14 protein-coding genes are annotated in these 16,709 nt (G+C 60.6%); 10 read left to right on the plus strand and 4 right to left on the minus strand.

The features are described from left to right. Nucleotides 1-420: 420 nt before the first annotated feature. Nucleotides 421-1,572, minus strand: coding sequence for an ATP-binding protein (locus DMB86_RS19780; protein WP_113719767.1), 1,152 nt, complete (start codon nucleotides 1,570-1,572; stop codon nucleotides 421-423). Between the two features lie 830 nt (nucleotides 1,573-2,402). Here DMB86_RS19780 and DMB86_RS19785 point away from each other — a divergent pair. Beyond that, complete coding sequence (locus tag DMB86_RS19785) at nucleotides 2,403-3,179, plus strand: ParA family protein (RefSeq protein ID WP_227878813.1); 777 nt, start codon at nucleotides 2,403-2,405, stop codon at nucleotides 3,177-3,179. Between the two features lie 522 nt (nucleotides 3,180-3,701). Here the strand turns inward: DMB86_RS19785 and DMB86_RS19795 are convergent. Next, nucleotides 3,702-4,349 carry a hypothetical protein gene (locus DMB86_RS19795; RefSeq protein WP_113719769.1) on the minus strand — a complete coding sequence of 216 codons (648 nt, stop codon included), beginning with the start codon at nucleotides 4,347-4,349 and terminating at the stop codon, nucleotides 3,702-3,704. Nucleotides 4,350-4,672: 323 nt separating this feature from the next. Next, entirely contained in the window at nucleotides 4,673-5,623 is a 951-nt protein-coding gene (locus DMB86_RS20435) for a hypothetical protein (RefSeq protein WP_129545613.1), read from the minus strand. 692 nt (nucleotides 5,624-6,315) lie between these two features. Here DMB86_RS20435 and DMB86_RS19805 point away from each other — a divergent pair. The 6 genes from DMB86_RS19805 (at nucleotide 6,316) to DMB86_RS19830 (ending at nucleotide 11,834) form a co-directional block, all read left to right on the plus strand. Next, nucleotides 6,316-7,992, plus strand: a complete 1,677-nt coding sequence (locus DMB86_RS19805) for a Mu transposase C-terminal domain-containing protein (RefSeq protein ID WP_113719771.1) — start codon at nucleotides 6,316-6,318, stop codon at nucleotides 7,990-7,992. Next, nucleotides 7,986-8,891 carry a TniB family NTP-binding protein gene (locus tag DMB86_RS19810; RefSeq protein ID WP_113719772.1) on the plus strand — a complete coding sequence of 302 codons (906 nt, stop codon included), beginning with the start codon at nucleotides 7,986-7,988 and terminating at the stop codon, nucleotides 8,889-8,891. The genes DMB86_RS19805 and DMB86_RS19810 overlap by 7 nt, the downstream gene beginning before the upstream one ends. Then, nucleotides 8,888-9,844 (plus strand): TniQ family protein, encoded by a 957-nt coding sequence (locus DMB86_RS19815; protein WP_113719773.1) that lies wholly within the window; start codon nucleotides 8,888-8,890, stop codon nucleotides 9,842-9,844. The genes DMB86_RS19810 and DMB86_RS19815 overlap by 4 nt, the downstream gene beginning before the upstream one ends. A 153-nt stretch (nucleotides 9,845-9,997) precedes the next feature. Further along, a complete protein-coding gene (locus tag DMB86_RS19820; protein ID WP_171814632.1) occupies nucleotides 9,998-10,189 on the plus strand; it encodes a ParB family protein in 192 nt (63 codons plus the stop codon). A gap of 506 nt (nucleotides 10,190-10,695) precedes the next feature. Next, the gene (locus tag DMB86_RS20700) at nucleotides 10,696-10,917 is read left to right on the plus strand and encodes an antitoxin VbhA family protein (protein ID WP_171814624.1); all 222 of its coding nucleotides are present in this window, start codon (nucleotides 10,696-10,698) and stop codon (nucleotides 10,915-10,917) included. After that, nucleotides 10,917-11,834 carry a Fic/DOC family protein gene (locus tag DMB86_RS19830; RefSeq protein WP_171814625.1) on the plus strand — a complete coding sequence of 306 codons (918 nt, stop codon included), beginning with the start codon at nucleotides 10,917-10,919 and terminating at the stop codon, nucleotides 11,832-11,834. The genes DMB86_RS20700 and DMB86_RS19830 overlap by 1 nt, the downstream gene beginning before the upstream one ends. 342 nt (nucleotides 11,835-12,176) lie before the next feature. Here the strand turns inward: DMB86_RS19830 and DMB86_RS19835 are convergent, their stop codons facing one another. Continuing rightward, nucleotides 12,177-13,202 (minus strand): LacI family DNA-binding transcriptional regulator, encoded by a 1,026-nt coding sequence (locus DMB86_RS19835; RefSeq protein ID WP_227878800.1) that lies wholly within the window; start codon nucleotides 13,200-13,202, stop codon nucleotides 12,177-12,179. 291 nt (nucleotides 13,203-13,493) lie between these two features. On the opposite strand from DMB86_RS19835, the gene DMB86_RS19840 reads away from it, so the two are divergent. The 3 genes from DMB86_RS19840 (at nucleotide 13,494) to DMB86_RS19850 (ending at nucleotide 16,689) form a co-directional block, all read left to right on the plus strand. Then, on the plus strand, nucleotides 13,494-14,798 hold the full coding sequence (locus tag DMB86_RS19840) for an ABC transporter substrate-binding protein (protein ID WP_227878801.1): 1,305 nt from the start codon (nucleotides 13,494-13,496) through the stop codon (nucleotides 14,796-14,798). A 150-nt stretch (nucleotides 14,799-14,948) separates the two neighbouring features. Continuing rightward, nucleotides 14,949-15,791, plus strand: a complete 843-nt coding sequence (locus tag DMB86_RS19845; RefSeq protein ID WP_227878802.1) for a carbohydrate ABC transporter permease — start codon at nucleotides 14,949-14,951, stop codon at nucleotides 15,789-15,791. A 4-nt stretch (nucleotides 15,792-15,795) separates the two neighbouring features. After that, on the plus strand, nucleotides 15,796-16,689 hold the full coding sequence (locus DMB86_RS19850) for a carbohydrate ABC transporter permease (RefSeq protein WP_113719776.1): 894 nt from the start codon (nucleotides 15,796-15,798) through the stop codon (nucleotides 16,687-16,689). The last annotated feature ends 20 nt before the right edge of the window (nucleotides 16,690-16,709 follow it).

Consider the following 16,709-nt stretch of genomic DNA (forward strand, 5'->3'; position numbering starts at 1 on the left):
GGAATGTGGGGAGGGGTCCGGGCAGCAGGGGCATGCCCCGAAGCGCTTGCCCCTGATCGAACTGGCCAGGCGTCCCGGCGCGGGGGCACCCGAGGCAGCGCTGGCCGGGGAATGCGGCATCGGCTGCGAAACCGTCTGCCCAGACATCCGTCCAAGGCCTCTGGATTGCCCCTGAGGCCACCTTCAGCAGTGCCGGGCGTCACTGGACGTTTGGGAGTACCGGTTTGGGAGTATGGCCGGGAACGTGGGCTTGGCGTTCAATCCTGTTCCGTTGCTGCCAAGTCCCCCGTTGCTGCCAAGTCCCCCGTTGCTGCCAAGTCCCCCGTTGCTGCCAAGTCCCCCGTTGCTGCCAAGGCCTCCGTGGCCTCCCGGTCCGGGTTTGGGGACGTCGCCGGGGGCCTGATGGGCCTTGATCGTGAATTATTGTGTTGTTTGGCCTCGGGTTCCTGGCCGGCGGGGCGGGTGTAGTCGCAGCCCGTATGCGGGGGCGTTGCGGAGGAATTCGCGGAAGGTGGGTACGGCAAAGTCCACGTATCCGTGGCGGGTGGGTGCTATGACGCCGGCCGCGATGAGGCGCAGGCGGTATTGGCCGCCGTAGACCAGGTCCACGCCGAGGCGTTCAGCGATCGCGGCGGTGCTGGAGGGTCCGTCGTCTTCGGCCATGGCCAGCAGGTAGGACTGGTCCACTGCGGACAGCGCCCCATAGGCGGACTGCAGGACGGTCGCACCCATCCGCCGCCGCGCCTTGGACAGCCCTGCTTCAAGGACGGCGTCGGTCACCGGTCCTCCGGTGCGCCGGGCCTGGCTCCACACGTGGTAGCCGACGAGTTGGATGAGGAAGGGGTATCCGCCGGTGGCGGTGGCCAGCATGTCGAGGTGCTCGTCGTCGACGTCCACTCCGCTGTCCTGGAAGGTTTCCCGGAATGCCGCTTTCACTTCAGGGATGGAGGTGGCGTGCAGGTCGTACCGTTCGGCCCGGCGCAGGAAGGTGGAGACCCCTTCGGAGAGTAGGTCCTCGACGGCTTTGGGAAGGCCCGCCATGACGAGGCCGACGGGCAGGTTTTCCCGGATCAGGTGCTGGACGACGGCGGCCAGCTCGGCGAGCTCGCTGCGGTCCACGGCATGGATTTCGTCGACGCTGATCAGCAGTCCGGTTCCGAACCCGTCCAGGGTGGTGAGCAGCTCGGTCACCCCTCGGCGCCAGTGGACTTCGCGCGGTGGTGGCAGTTGGGTGTCCACGCGGACGGGCCCGATCGTCAGGGCTGTGACACGGCGCCCGGCCGGCCCGTCCCCGAGTTCCTCGGAAGCGGTGCGGACAGCGTCGGCGATTCTGGCCACGAGCCCGGAGGTTGCCGTCTCGGAGATGACAATCCAGCCATGTTCAATGGCCTCGTCCTCGATCTCCCCGAGCATGACAGTTTTCCCGATGCCCCGGGGGCCTGAGAAAATGGACAGCAGCCCTGGTGCGCCCGGTCCGTTCTCCAGGCTTTCGGCAAAATCCTGGCGGAGGTCTTCCCGGCCCACGAGCAGCGGCGGGCGGGCCCCGGCCGTGGGTTTGAATGGGTTTTGCACGCCACCTCTTTACATGCGACTAAATTTTTTAATTCTTTTATATATTCGATCCTAGCCGGTCAAACAGACACGGTCCAGAGGCCCACCGCTCCCCCAGCCGCCCGGGCGCCACTCAGGGCCCGGTACTCCTAAAGCTGGCTCGGGGTGCCAGGTAAGCATCAGCGGGTGTCTTGAAAAGCTTGAGCTTCCCAAGGCACCTCCTTACTCCACGGTTCTCCTCGACCAATCGCCTAGATTTCAAGCAAGCGCGGCGACTTCGAAGGTCATCTCTACAGACCCATGCCTCAATTCCCATAGCCAAGGGTTTCAAGACGCTCGAGAACTCTCCGCGAGCCGGGCGACATGGATGCCTGTCACTTCAGGCCAGCTCCAGGAGGACCGGGAGCTGTCGAGCAGGGACACGCAGGCCGGGGATCCCGTCGAGGTCCTCAACGGCGCCCGCCTAGACATGTTGCGTTGTCATCCAATGTGCCGCTCCCCCGTTGCGTGGTGATGCACGGTAAACGTGAACTCCCGTAGCGACCATCCCAGTGCCCGGGTTCACGTAGGCTACAATATAAATAATTCTGTCATGACGTATTGAAAGATTGTCGTAAATACATCCGTATTGATTGACATATCTGGCGTGCCGCCCCCGGTGATGCAGGGTAATCGCAGACTCCGGTACCGACCATCCCAAGGGTTGAGTTCAGCGGACTACAAAATAAATAATTATGTCATGACGTATTGAAAGATGGTCGTAAATACGTCCATATTGACTGACATACGTCTAAATTGATTGCTTGACGTACATCTGTCATTATGGACATAAAGAAACCAAGGAGAAGCCCGTGGCAGCAGTGGTTACAGCGATCGGAAACCGCAAAGGCGGAGTAGGCAAGACGTCAGTGACCCTTGGCATGGCCATGGGACTAAGTCTGTTGGGGCGGCGCGTCCTCGTGGTGGACCTTGATCCGCAGGCTAACGCGACTACAGCGCTGGAAGCCGAAGGGGAATTTGATATCTTTGATGTCCTCTACGGGGGGGAGGCCGGAACGCTTGGCCAGGCCATTGTTCGCACTTCATGGACGGGAATAGACGCAGTTCCAGGTTCTGAATCCCTGTCACGCATCGAATCTGAAACTCTAATGACTCCGGAACTCCGCCTCAAAACATCAGCATGGAACTCGGTCGAACTTGAACCATACGACCACATCCTTTTAGACCTCCCGCCCGCCTTGGGTCGGCTTACGCTCAACGGCCTCATATGGGCCAACCGCGTACTCGCCGTCACCGAAGCCGCGGCTTTTTCAGTGCGGGGTGTAACTGAATTTCTCGAAACGGTAAAAAAAGTGACCTCCCTACCTCACTTGAACCCAAGCCTGGAATTCTCGGGCATCGTCATCAACAAGACCAGCGCGCCGTTGACGGGAGAACATTCATACCAGATCAGCGAGCTTCAAGCTGAGTACGGTGACAGCGTGATCCTGCCGGTCATACCACAGCGCACGGCAATGCAGGACTCTGTCAGTTCCAGAACTGCTCTTACCAAACTTTCGGGACCTGGAGCTGCGGCACTGACCGAAATATTCGTTGAACACGCACGCCGCTTGGATAGAGGAAAATAATGGCAACCATCGACAGGAAGTCTTCAATTCGTAAGGCGCCAGCGGCAGACGTAGTCGAAACCCTGACACAGCAATCCGCGAACATATCCGCAGCAGCCTTGGCCCATGAACCGGAGGAACCAGTCCGGAACTCCGCAATCGGCCCTGCCGGGACTGGAGGGGGAGTCAGGCTGGGCCCTGGACGGCCACGTTCCAAGCGACGAATGGAGCCCTTCTCGTCCAAAATCGAAATCAGTCTTCGAGACGAATTGGACGACTACCTTGCCGAACATGGCAAGACGGTCGTTGACTTCCTGGACGAGGCCATCCGCGCACATCTTAAGAGACAATAATACTGTCTGGACAGAAATATTAAAGTCAGTCCTGGTTCAAAATCTAGACGCAACCCGGTTCGCCAAGCCAGGGAACACGCGTCAATGGCCCGCAAAGCGTATCTTCACGCCAAAGCGAACAACCAGCTCCAACGGGCACATCCGGAGTGGGACGGCATGTATGTTGCGGGCCGTTCGGCGTCACGGACGTTCAGGGCGTGTCGATGCCAGTGTTCTGCTGCCGGTGCCGAGGTTTTCTCCACCCGGGTACGGCCTCCTCCAGCGCTTCGAGCCGCCATTGTGCCAAGCGCATGTGGTGGGCGTGGTTGTTTTGGGTTTGGAGCCAGATCGAGAGTGAGCTTTCGGCCTGGGTTGTGACCGGACGGTGGCGGGGGAGCCTTCCCTGCCCGGCCACGAATGCAATGACGTCGGCGAGGCGTTGGCGCCATTGGGTGTCTTGTTCTCGTTCGAGGTCGGTGGTGACCCAGTCTCCGAGGAGCTCGCCGAGTTCCCTGGCCCGTTCCCAGCCCAGTGTTTGTGTCACCAGTGCGTGGCGCTGGGCGCGGAGCCAACCGTAGAGGGAGGTTTCGCCGGTCTCTTGGCCGTGGATGGCGGGGTAGCGGGCGTGGGTGGTGATGAAGTCCCGGAGTTCAAGGAGGCGCCTGTGCCACTGGCGGCCGGGCTTTCGTGGTGCCGCATTGTGTTTGGCGGCGAGTTCCGGGTCCAGGGCGCGACGGCGTTCCAGGTGCCTCTTCACGGTGGGCACCTTTGCCCCGGCCAGTTCGGCGATGCGGGTTGCGGGCACGCCTGCGGCGTAGAGCTGATCCCACTCGGGGTGGGGCCCGTCGTCGCCCTGCATTCTGGTCTTATCCCTCCCGATGGGTCATGGTGGATAGGCCCAGCCTAACGCGCCGACACGCAGCCGCCGCAGCGCCACAACCCCTGACGCAAGGGCCACCGTTGGAACAGGTGCGGCGCATAACGGCTTTATCCGGGCCCCGGCAGGGGGGTCTCCCTTCAGTTCAGACGGCCGGGGCCACCCCCCCCACCTCGCTGTCGGGAATTTCACCTGTTCCACGCCCTTAATCGACCAAAGCCCCATGTAAACCGCTAACTGTTGTGAGTTGCTGTGGATGTCCGTTCCGTTGCCGCTGAAGGCCCGTACACCCCGTTCACAATGTGTTATTTCCGTTGGTGGGCCTTTTGCTGCTTTTGAGGGCGTTGACGGGTTTTGCGCTGCTTCTTGATCCACAGCCACAGGGCGCCGGCGGCCGCCACGACGCTGGGCACGCCAATGCCCAGCGGCGCCGCCCAGTCCTTGATGAAGTTCGAGAATTCATAAACGGGCGCCACCGCCACATTGATCTGATACGTCGTGGGTTCAATAAACACCGGCACGTTGGCGATGGACGTGTATAGATTCAAAATGAGTTCGGCCGGCCCGTGCGTTAGAGGCAGAACATCCCAGCTCCACGGTGTGGCCCGGTCCGCCGAGAGGAGCTGGGGATTCGATTGTCCTGGGGCCGGCGTTATGGTGAAGTCGCCAATGGGGTAGCTCGTGAGGACCGGCGTCACCAACTCGCACAACTGCGGGTATTTCGTGATGACGGGTCCGGGCGCGGGGGGTAGCGCGGCGGAAGGATTTGCCGTGGACCCGGGTGGTGTGACGGCCACGCTTAATGTGAAGTGCCGCCCTTCCGTGACTCCCTGCGGTTGGTGGAATGCCAGCGTCCCGAGGCCACACTCACTTAGGAGCTGCCGTGCTGTCATGCCGGTGATTGGTGAGGGTTCCAGGGAGCGAGTGGGCGAGGGTTCCGGGAGGGGGGAAGGGCTCTGCTGCGCGCCGGGGTTGCCCGACTGCGATCCGGAACATCCTGTCAGGGCCAAAAGAACGACCAGGCAAAGCACGCCCCGGATGGTTCCCAGCCTCTGGAGTGCCGTGCCCGTTGATGCGGCATGGGTGTGGCTCATGGCTTCCCTGCGGACTGCGTCGGTTCCGTGGGCGTCGCTGCAGGCTTCATCTTTTCCCTGCGCACCAGCAGTGGTGGGAGACGGCGGGTTGGATTCAGGGGGCGCGGCATGGCCTTCGCCCGCTTCACCGGTACGTGCGCCGGAATCGGTGAAATCAGGCATCGTTGCCCCTCCCATGCACGGGATGATCTGAGCTTGACTGTACTCTCACAGTTCACGGCTGAAAATGGGGGCGGAACAGGATATTCATGCAAGGGCCCCTTGCCGGGCGGGGCGGGAGACCGTGGGTGTTGTCATGTGCTCAGACAACCTTGCATCCGGGTAGTTTGTGTTGTGGTTGGCAGCGAGCTGCTACGTGCGATTGTCAGGAGGGGCTCCGATCAAGTCTTTTGTGAGTGGACACCCGTCCCCCAATAGATTGGCCACTCCCTTTATTGAACGACCGAGATCGGTGGACAGGTGCGGCATGGGCCCCATGGTCCAAGACTTGGCGCTGCGGCGTCGCCGGCTACTGTGGTGAGGTTCCTTCTTAGCCGATGACGACCCCATGGGGAGCGGGCGTGGCCCTGGATGTGGCAAGTACCTTCGGCACTGGGCCGGTCATTAATGCGCGACGGGATTCCCAGCCGGGTGCTATCCGTTCTGAAAATGACAGGCGTAGTGAAGAGGACTTCTGACATTTAGTGCCGTCACCTTCTGAAAATGACACACCTTGTCATTTTCAGAAGCTGACGGCACGCCGATCCCGGTGTTGCCGGGGTTGTGCCGTCAGCTTCTGAACGCTGGTTGTTCAGTACTCATATGCACTAAAGTCATTGTTGCTCAATAGTTCTGTTCTCAAAGGGGAGACAGGCATGGACAAGGGGCCGGATCGGATCGGGTCGGCGGGCCATCTGACGATGTCAGACACGGCGTGGGAACAGGCCCGGTTACGGGCCGAAGTGATCGGCAAACTCGCGGAACGCGACACCGTTGGGCTGGTCGCTGCCGACGAAGCGGCCGTCGAGTTGGGAATTTCCCGGCGGCGGGTGTATCTGCTGTTGAAGCGCTACCGGCAGGGGAGTGGTCTCGCGACTGATCTTGGCGGCCACCGGTCCGACGGGGGTAAGGGAGGCAACCGGCTCTCGGATCCGGTGGAACAGGTCATTCGCGAGCTGGTGCGCAAGCGGTACATGACGCGGCAGAAGCGCAGTGTGGCCTCGCTGCACCGCGAGATTGCCCGCGTTTGTGCTGCGCGGGGGTTGCCTGCTCCGGCACGGAACACGGTGACAGCGAGGATTGCCCGCATGAATCCCGTCGAGATCGGCCGACGACGGGAAGGCGCCGACAGCGTCCGGCCCTTGCAGTCGGCAGGCGACAAAGTCCCGGCGATCGCGTCCATCCTGGACCAGGTTCAGATCGATCACACGGTCATTGACCTGATCGTGGTCGACGAGCATGAACGCCGGCCGATCGGCCGACCCTATTTAACGGTGGCCATCGACGTGTTCAGCCGGTGCATCATCGGCATGGTCGTGACCTTGGAACCGCCGTCTGCGGTCTCGGTAGGGTTATGCCTGGCCCACGCCGCCGGTGACAAGCGGCCGTGGCTCGAACGGCTCGGGGTCGAAGCGGACTGGCCGATGAGCGGGAAGCCGAAGGCGCTGTATGTGGACAACGCCGCCGAGTTCAAGAGTGAAGCACTCACACGGGGGTGCGGGCAACATGGCATCGAACTGGACTACCGACCGCTGGGCCGGCCGCATTACGGCGGAATCGTCGAACGTCTCATCGGCACGGCCATGGGGAAGGTTCACGAACTGCCAGGCACAACCTTCTCGAACCCGGCCGAACGCGGCGGGTATGACTCCGAGAAGATGGCCGCGCTGACCCTGTCCGAGCTGGAGAAGTGGCTGGCGTTGGCGGTGGCGGCGTATCACGGAACCGTGCACGGCGGCCTGGGGCAGACTCCGGCCGGACGGTGGGCCGAGGGAGTCGCCGCGGCCGGCGAACCGGCAGTCACGTCGAATCCAACGGCGTTCCTGGTGGACTTTCTACCCGTGATTCGTCGGAAGCTGACGCGGAGCGGGTTTGTCATCGACCATGTGCACTATTTCGCCAACGCGCTGAAACCCTGGATCAGCCGCCGCGGAAGCCTGGCCCGGTTCATCATCCGCAGGGACCCGCGCGACATCAGCCGGATCTGGGTGCTGGACCCTGCGGGCACCGAGTACATCGAAGTTCCGTACCGGACGCTATCGAACCCTGCGGCAAGTGTGTGGGAGCACCGGCAGGCACTTACCCGGCTGCACGAACGCGGAGCTGCTCAGGTTGATGAGGCCGCGCTGTTTAGAATGATCGACCAGATGCGCCATATCTCCGAGACTGCCGAGAAGACGACCAAGCGGACCCGCCGCGAAGCCGAACGCCGCAACCATGCCGGAACCATGGGAAAGGCGTCTGCGCCGCCGCTACTGACACCTCCTGCCGCTTCGCCGGAACCTGGCGCGGCCAAACCTGCGGTCCCATTTGAGGAGATTGAACAATGGTGACTGCCGACGATCACCTGCCGCATCTGCACCCGGCTGTGCAGGCGACGGCTCGGCTGTCGGCTTCCGAACGGATCGATCAGATTCGTGCTGACCGCTGGATTGGGTATCCGAAGGCCGTCGAGGCCGTGGACCGGCTGCAAACCCTGCTCGGGTGGCCACGGAAGCAGCGCATGCCGAATCTGCTGTTGATAGGGCCGACGAATAACGGCAAGTCCATGATCATCGAGAGGTTTCGCCGTCAGCATCTGCCCAGGACTGAGCCGGACCGGGAGCACATTCCGGTGGTATGCGTGCAGATGCCCGCGGAGCCAACCGAGCTTCGGTTCTATACAGCGTTGCTTTCCGCGATTGGAGCGCCGTTTCGGCCACGGCAGCGCGTCGTCGACGTCGAGCGTCTGGCACTCGCCCTGCTGGGTGAGGTGGGTGTTCGGATGTTGGTGATCGATGAGTTCCACAACGTTCTGGCCGGGCGGGGTGAGACGCGACGCGCGTTCCTGAACCTGCTGCGGTTTTTGGGCAACGAGCTCAACATTCCCCTTGTCGGGGTCGGCACACGTGAGGCATACCTTGCCGTGAGGTCAGATGACCAGCTGGAGAACAGGTTCGAACCGTTCGTTTTGCCGCTCTGGGAGGTGGGCGATGAAGCCCGGTCACTGTTGGCCAGCTTCGCTGCCTCGTTCCCTCTCCGCTCACCATCCCGCATCGATGGCGAGGACATGGCCCGGTACCTGCTTGCGCGTAGTGAGGGCACTATCGGAGAGCTCGCCCGTCTTCTGACTGCAGCTGCGGTTGTAGCAGTTGAAAGCGGGGAGGAGCGGATCAACCGCAAGACGCTGACCATGGCCGATTACATCGGGCCCAGCGAACGGCGCAAGCTGTTCGAAAAGCAACTGCTGTGACCGATTCGCGCCGCTGGCCAGTGCATCCTGCACCGATCCCCGGCGAGGCACTCTCGTCATGGCTGCGACGAATCGCCGTTCGCTACGATGCCAACCTTGACGATCTCGTGTCGGACTTAGGATTTGGGCTGGGCGAGCCGAAGGACCTGGATACATTTCCGCCAACTGGATTCGCTCGCGAGCTGGCACAGCGAACAGGTGTTGACGTACACCGGATTCAAAGGATGAGCCTCAGCGGCTGGGCGCCCTGGCTTATTGATCAGACGGAACCGGACGCCGAGGCGTTTACGACCTATACCCGACAGTTTTCCGTGCTGTTGCAGGCAGGCCGGCGGCGCCCGCGGGAGATCTCCGAGTGGCTGGCATGGCTTCCCTCACGACAAGCACTCCGGGCGTGCCCGCTATGTATTGCGACCTCAGTGCCACCGTACCCGTACCAATTGTTGTGGTTGCTTTCGTTGACGCTAAGCTGCCCCGCCCACGGGTGCCTCCTTGAACCGCGCGCAAAAGCTGCCAGCTACTTCTCCGACTGGGAACGCAAGCCGCCTACCCCGAGGCCAGTCTCCGTTACGGCCCTGGCAATGGACAGCCGGACCTGGCAGGCCATGACAACAGGATCGGTCGACCTGCCCCGACGACAGGTTCATGCCGGAATCTGGTTTCGCCTGATACGGACAATCATTGACGAGCTCGGAGCAACTCTGTCCGAGTGCCGCACCACCGCTGGGCGCCTGATCAACCGCTTCTGGAAGGAAGCGGGCTATCCACAGCGATTAGGGCCGCGGAGCTGGCAGCCGCACGAAGCCTATCCACTGGATGTGCAACTTCGCACTCTCGAAGCAACCGCGACCGCCATCCACCTCCTTGAAAGCAAAGTCCTCATAGGCCAAGGAACAGACGCGGCACTCTTCCTGCCCGATGACGCCACCAGCGGGGAACAGGCCGGACAGTAACAAAATCGCGACGGGCAGGGCACAGGCTTCGACCTTGTCAGACGAAGTTGCTGCAAAGGCATAGGGCAACAAGACCGCCAACCAGGGGGGTAATGAAGAGGACTTCTGACATTTAGTGCCGTCAGCTTCTGAAAATGACACCGGGCAGCCTTCCTGGCCGCAGGCCAGATCGAAGGCTACGCTTCCATCTCCGAGTTGATTGAGGCGGCCACTTTGAAGGAAGTGAGGCGCCTGCAGCGCAGGCACAACAACGGCCGGCCCTGGGACGGGGCCAGCCCCGGGAGCCTGCGTCCGGGACAGCGCACCCGGGCCGAACAGACCAGAGAGCACCAAGGCGAGCCGTGAACGTTAAACGGGCCCGCCTGCGGGACACGCCCACCCTGGCATGGACAGCCGCGCAAGCCTTCACCGCCGAACACGGAAATGACTGCCCGTGACAACGCGGCTGCTGTTGGGGAGGGGTGTGGACAGTTGGCTGTCGCTGGCCGGTGGCATGGCGAAGGCGTTGTGGAGCTTCAGGGGCCGGCTCGCCGAAGCACGCGCCACCGCTGCCACGCTACGGCAAACCAGGAGGCACTCATGGCCGGCATCCAACCACCCGCCGAAGGAAAGACTGTCCGGCATGTGGCCGCTGCAGGCCCGGTACTCCTCTGGACGTGCTGCCAGGGGGTGGTCCGTGGTTGTCGGGGTGTGGGGTCCGGCGGAAACGATCGATTCCGGGACCCTTCAAAGGGCCCTTCGACATATCGCGGTGGATGTCGTTGAAACCAGGCGTCACCGGAATGGGTTGGCCGGCCTGTTCAGTGTCACGGCGTAGCGTGATGGTAGCAGCAGCGAGGAAGGAGGCCGTGATGAGTGAGTCGTTGAATGCCCGTATGAGGTGGCCGGATATTTTCACGACGTTGACGCCGTTGCAGGCGCAAGCTGTGGAGCAGTCTCTTGTTGCGGCCTGGCACGAAGGCGTGGAGCCGAGTGTCGAGCATGTGCGGGACCTGGCTGCACGGTCGCGGGGAGAGATGAGCTTCGATGCGTTCAGGGCCCGCGTGGTGGAGCGCGCCAAGGCGGCCCGGTAGTGGCTTCACCGGAGGATGACGCCTGGCTGGCCTACTTCTACCCGGAGACTGTCAACGGGCTTGGCTATGGCGTGCTTCGCAACAACCTGGGTATCCACGATTTCAAGGAACTCCAGAGTGCCGAGTACGAGCTCGCAGGGGAGCGGTCTCGGCAGCTCTTGGAGGGTTTGGTGCGGATCCCCCTGGAGCCGGACGTGTCCTATCTGCGGGACGTGCACCGTCATTTGTTCCAGGACGTCTATCCCTGGGCGGGTGAGTTCCGGACCGTGAACATGTCCAAGGAGGACTCCGTCTTCGCCAGCAAGGACCTTATCCCTTCTTATATGCGCCCGCTCATGCGCACGGTGGCGTCCTCGTCCTGGGACCACCTTGAACACGAGGACTTCGTGTTCCTGAGCGCATTCACGTTCGCGGGGATAAACCATGCTCACCCGTTCCGTGAGGGTAACGGCCGCACGACCAAGGCTGTGTTGCACGAGATCTCCAAGCTGTCGAAGTTCGAGCTGGATTTTGATCGGGTGGGTCCGGGGGAGTGGAATGCGATGGCCCAGGCCAGCATGCCCGGCCAGGGTGAAATCATGCCACGCCATGAGGCTGCGCTGGACGTCTTTACGAGGGTGGCAGTTCCGCGAACGACCCCGGTGCCGGATCAATGGGCCCAGGCTGCGCACCAGGTCTCCCAGCGTGTAGTTACCGGCACGAGGGACGGGCGGGAGACGACGGCCTCGGGGACGGGGACGACCGCCAAACCGCGGCTGAAGTCCCAGATCGAAAAGCTCACCGCCGAAAAGAATGCCAGCCAGCACTCTGCCCCACGAGGCCCGGAAACCACCGTGCAACGCCTGGCCAGGGAACAAGGCGAACGGGCAGCCGCCCGGGCCAATCGAGACCAGCACCATCGCGGCCAGGAACTCTAATGTGTGCCCACAAGGAGGATCGGTACGGAAATTCTAAGGGGTCCGGTGCCTGTTGAATGGGTGGCATGGCGGCCGATTTTCTACGTGAGCCATGGACGTCCGGCCATGCCAGGTCCCCTCTCGGCCAGCGGGTACCAACCTGTTTTGGTACCCGTACCGGGCAATTCGCTCCGGGAATCCCGAACGGTATGTGGCATAAGCTCGCCCATGTAAACCGGCTGGAACGCGGATTCGGTGGGGTGGGCACCGACGGAATCCAGGCAGACGAAGAGGCCTGACCCTGGCCAAAGCACGTGGAGCAAACCGCAACGACGGTTCCAGGGTGATATTCCACGTCGATTGCTAGAGGTCCCCAGGGGGGCAAGTGGAGCGTCGAACTACCAGATTCGCGGGGCAGACGATTTGCTGGTCGGGAGATTCCCCGTTCATCAGGTTCAATGAGAGACGGCCGGCGAGTACGCCTTGCTCGAATGGTGATTGATGGACGGTTGTAAGGTCCATGGTTTCCGCCATCGGGTGGTCGTCGATCCCGATGATCGACATGTTTTGGGGGACGCTGAGGCCTGACCGACGCAAGCTTTGGAGTGCTCCGTAGGCAACCTCATCGGAGAAAGCAAATATTGCTGTGGGCAGATGTGGCAGCGTAAGAATTTTGTCCATTCCTTGCGAACCTCCATCAATGCCCCATGGCACGGGGACTACGAGTTCCTCATCGACGTCAATGCCGGCTTTGGACAATGCTTCTCGATATCCCTGCTCCCGACTGACGTCTGCAGTGTAGTGGGCGCCTTCCGGATCAATGCTGCTGATCATGGCGATCCGCCGATGACCCAAACCCAACAGGTGGTTGACGGCATGTCGCGCCGCCAGTTCGTCGTCTACCCCGACAGACGGACGCCCAGGCGTAATAATTCCGGCGACTACGGCGTGGACCCCCATTACGTCGAGTCGGTCCCACTCCTCCTCGGTGAGGGGAAAAGCGATGTTGATGACCGCATCGACTTTTCGCCGCGCCGGAAGGTCTTCAAAGAACCGGCGCCTCTCATCCGAGTCGTTGAGAGGGTAAAGGAGCACGTCGATTCCAGCTGCGGTGAGTTCTGCCGCCACGCCGGCGATGACACTCGAATAGAACCACTCGTTGATGGTTGGCGTGACAAGTCCAACGCGTCCTGTGCGTCCACTCGAAAGTTTCGAAGCCTCGGGTGAGACCACGTAACCAAGCTGTTCGGACAGTTGCTGGATTCTAAGGCGTGTGCGTTCTGACACGCCTTTCCCGCCTGCCAGGGCGCGGGAGACTGCACTTACGGATACGCCGGCCTCTCTGGCCACGTCCACCATATTTACTGATTGCTGCCCCACCTTGACCATGTTTCAAATAATAGCGGATGCACGCAGACGTTTGCGTAAAGGGATCCGTAACCGGCAGACCACCGCGTCACCCAAACCTTGATATCACGTGCAAAGTATGACTTTTTATCCTTGACTCCGTGAACATATGCCATTATCTTTTAACTCAAACGTTTGCGTGAAGTGTCTAGATCACGCTGTGGCTATTTGGTATGAGGGCGTCCTGCCGGCGGGCATGGTCCGATCCGCAGTGCCCCCGCCTGTTGCTATCCCAACGATGGATCGTTTGATCAACTGAGAGGAAAAGAGTCAGTGAAGATTCCTAGTTTCCGGCGCCGTGCCGCCGTTGTCGCCGCTGTGGCGGTCTCTGCGGTACTAGCACTTTCCGGTTGTGGAGGGCCTGGAGGATCCAATGCCGGCAAGACGTTCACCGTCTGGTGGTTCGAGTCCCCCGATAGTGCCATGGGTGTGGCGTCTGCCCAGGTTCTGAAGGACTTTGAAGCAGCACATCCGGGGGTAAAGGTCAAGTTCGAACAGAAGAGCTTTGATCAGATCCAGCAGTCGGGCACCATGATCCTGAACTCCAGCAGCGCACCGGATGTCCTTGAGTATGCGAAAGGCTCCGCCACGGCGGGCCTCGCAGCCAAATCGGGTCTGCTCACCGATCTGACTGATGTTGCGTCCAAGAAGGGTTGGGATAAGAAGATGGCGCCCAGCGTGGCCGCCGTTGGACACTATGACCAACGTGGCGTGCTCGGCGAAGGACCCCTGTACGGCGTTCCCAACTATGGTGAATTCGTTGGCGTTTACTACAACAAGGACATGTTCGCGAAGTACGGGGTCAAGGTACCCACAACGTTGGCTGGACTTGAATCGGCCATGGATGCCTTCGTTGCCAAGGGCGTTACGCCACTGACGATGTCCGGTGCGGAATACGGGGCCAACCACCTATGGTATGAGCTGGCGCTCTCGCAAGCAGACCGAAGCTGGGTTGATAACTTCCAGTTGTTCAAGGGACCGGTCAACTTCAACGACAAGGCGTGGACATTTGCCGCCCAGACCTTGGTTGACTGGGGCAAGAAGGGATACTTCAGTCAGGATTCCACAGGCATCAAGGCTACCGACATGCTCAATGCGTTCACTTCGGGTACTAGCCCAATGATGGTGTCTGGATCCTGGTTCGACGGCCAGCTGAAAACCGGGGTAAAGAACTTTCAATGGGGTGAGTTTCAATTCCCAGGAAACAAGCTTACCGCCGGATCGGGAGGCAATATTTGGGTCGTCCCCTCAAAGTCCGAGAACAAAGACCTGGCATACGACTTCATTAACCGCACTCTTGAAACCTCGAATCAAAACCTCCTCGGCAACTCCGGTGGGGTTCCCGTTGCAGCCGACCCTGCAGCCGTTACTGATACGCACAGCCGTGCCGCAGCAACCACCTTCAAAACCCTCGCGGGAAGCGATGGCCTTGCCTACTACCCGGACTGGCCAGCCCCGGGTTACTACGACCAGCAAGTCAAAGCACTCCAGGGCCTGCTCACGGGAGCTCTGACGGTCAAGGAATTCAATGACACCATTTCCAAGCCGTACGAGGACTACGCGTCACAACTGAAGTAGCCAATGCTCGGGGGTTCGGCCAGACCGGCCCCCGAGATCCTCGGCCAGGAAGGATTCCAAAACCGCATGAAAAGATCTTCGAAACGGTTAACGGCAGGCTCGCGTGCCATTGGTAGTAGACGCGGATACTCGCTTTACCTGATTCCCGGGATGGTCGGCCTGCTTCTGGTCGTTGCAATCCCTTTCGTCACCAATATCATCCTCAGCTTCACAAAATGGGCTGGCATCGGAAGTCCGTCATTCATCGGCTTTGACAACTACATCCGGCTCCTTAGAGACGGCAACTTCTGGGTCTCCTTTCTCAATAGCATTGCGATGATCGTGTCCATGGCCCTCGTCCCGACAGCCATCTCACTCCTTCTCGCAGCACTGTTGTCTGATTTCATCGGAAGCAAATTCGGCCCACGGATTGCCAGTTTCTTTCGTGCAGGCTTCTATCTGCCCCAGATTCTGCCGGTGACAGTCGTCGGCATTCTCTGGGGGTGGATTCTGTTGCCCTCCAGCGGAGTCCTCAACAGCGTCCTTGACGGTGCCGGCCTGGGTGCACTCAAATCTAACTGGCTGGGACAACCCTCGACCGCCCTGGCGGCCGTTATGGCGGTCATGGTGTGGTTTCAAGTTGGCTACTGCCTCGTGATGTTCATGGCCGGACTTGCCCGCACGGATCCCTCGCTGACAGAAGCAGCCTCACTGGACGGTGCGACCTGGCCCCAGCGGTTCTTCCACGTGATCATTCCCCAGCTCAAGCCTGAAATCTACGTGGTGTTGCTGACAACATCCATCACAGCGCTCAAAGTGTTCGCGCCGATCTTTGTTCTTACAAAGGGCGGCCCAGGCAACGCCACCACCGTCCCGTCGTATTTTGCGTGGCAGAACTTCTTCTCCAAGAACCAGGTCGGCTACGGCTCCACCATCTCCACCGTGATGACCATATTGATCATCATCCTGGCAATGATTTTCCTCAAAGTTCAATCCAAAGGTCAGGAGCACTGAGGACATGGCACTTACTAGCACTTCCTTGAAGCCAACGAAGGCAACCGAAACTCTGCACGCCGCCAAGAGACGACCAAAGCGCGGCATGGCCGCCTGGTGTGTCCTTTTCGTTTTGGCGGTGGTCCTTCTTCTGACACTCATTCCGTTTTTCCTAGCCGGGCTCAATGCCTTCAAGTCAGCCGCAGACTACGCCGCAAATGGGCCGGTTGGGCTTCCTCGGGAATTATCGTTCGAAGGAATCATCTCATTTTGGGAGAACGTCGATTTCGGAAACAAACTGGTCAATAGCGTCGTCATCAGCACGGCTGTCGCCGTGTCCGCCGTCATCCTGAGCCTGCTCAATGCCTACGCGATCGGCATCGGCAGGATCCGGGGGCATCGGGTCCTGTTGGCCCTGTTCATGATCGGCCTCACGCTCCCCCAGGAAGCCTTGGTCTACCCGCTCTACTACCTGTCGAAAGAGGTCGGGCTTTATGACACCAAGGCATCCATCATCATCGTTCTCGCCGTTTTGCAAAGCGCGTTTGGAACCTACTTTGTCGCCTCTGTACTCACCGCATTTCCACGCGAGATCCTCGAAGCGGCCAAGATTGACGGAGCCGGACGACTTAACATCCTGTTCCGCGTGGTTCTGCCCATTATCCGTCCAACTTTGATGGTGTTGGGTACCTTCTTCTTCATCTGGACGTGGAATGAGTTCTTTCTCCCGCTCGTCATGCTGGTCTCCGACTCCAACCAGACGGTCACACAGGCCATGGGAACCCTCCAAGGTGAAATGACCAGCGACCCCACCACCACGGCCGGGGCGGCCCTGCTGGGCATGCTTCCGACGCTGATCTTTTTCTTGATCTTTCAAAGGACTCTCACCAAGGGCATCACGGCCGGAGCGGTCAAATGAGAATGCATGCTCTCATGCCT

Source organism: Arthrobacter dokdonellae, from assembly GCF_003268655.1.
In the GTDB taxonomy this organism is placed as follows: Bacteria; Actinomycetota; Actinomycetes; order Actinomycetales; family Micrococcaceae; genus Specibacter; species Specibacter dokdonellae.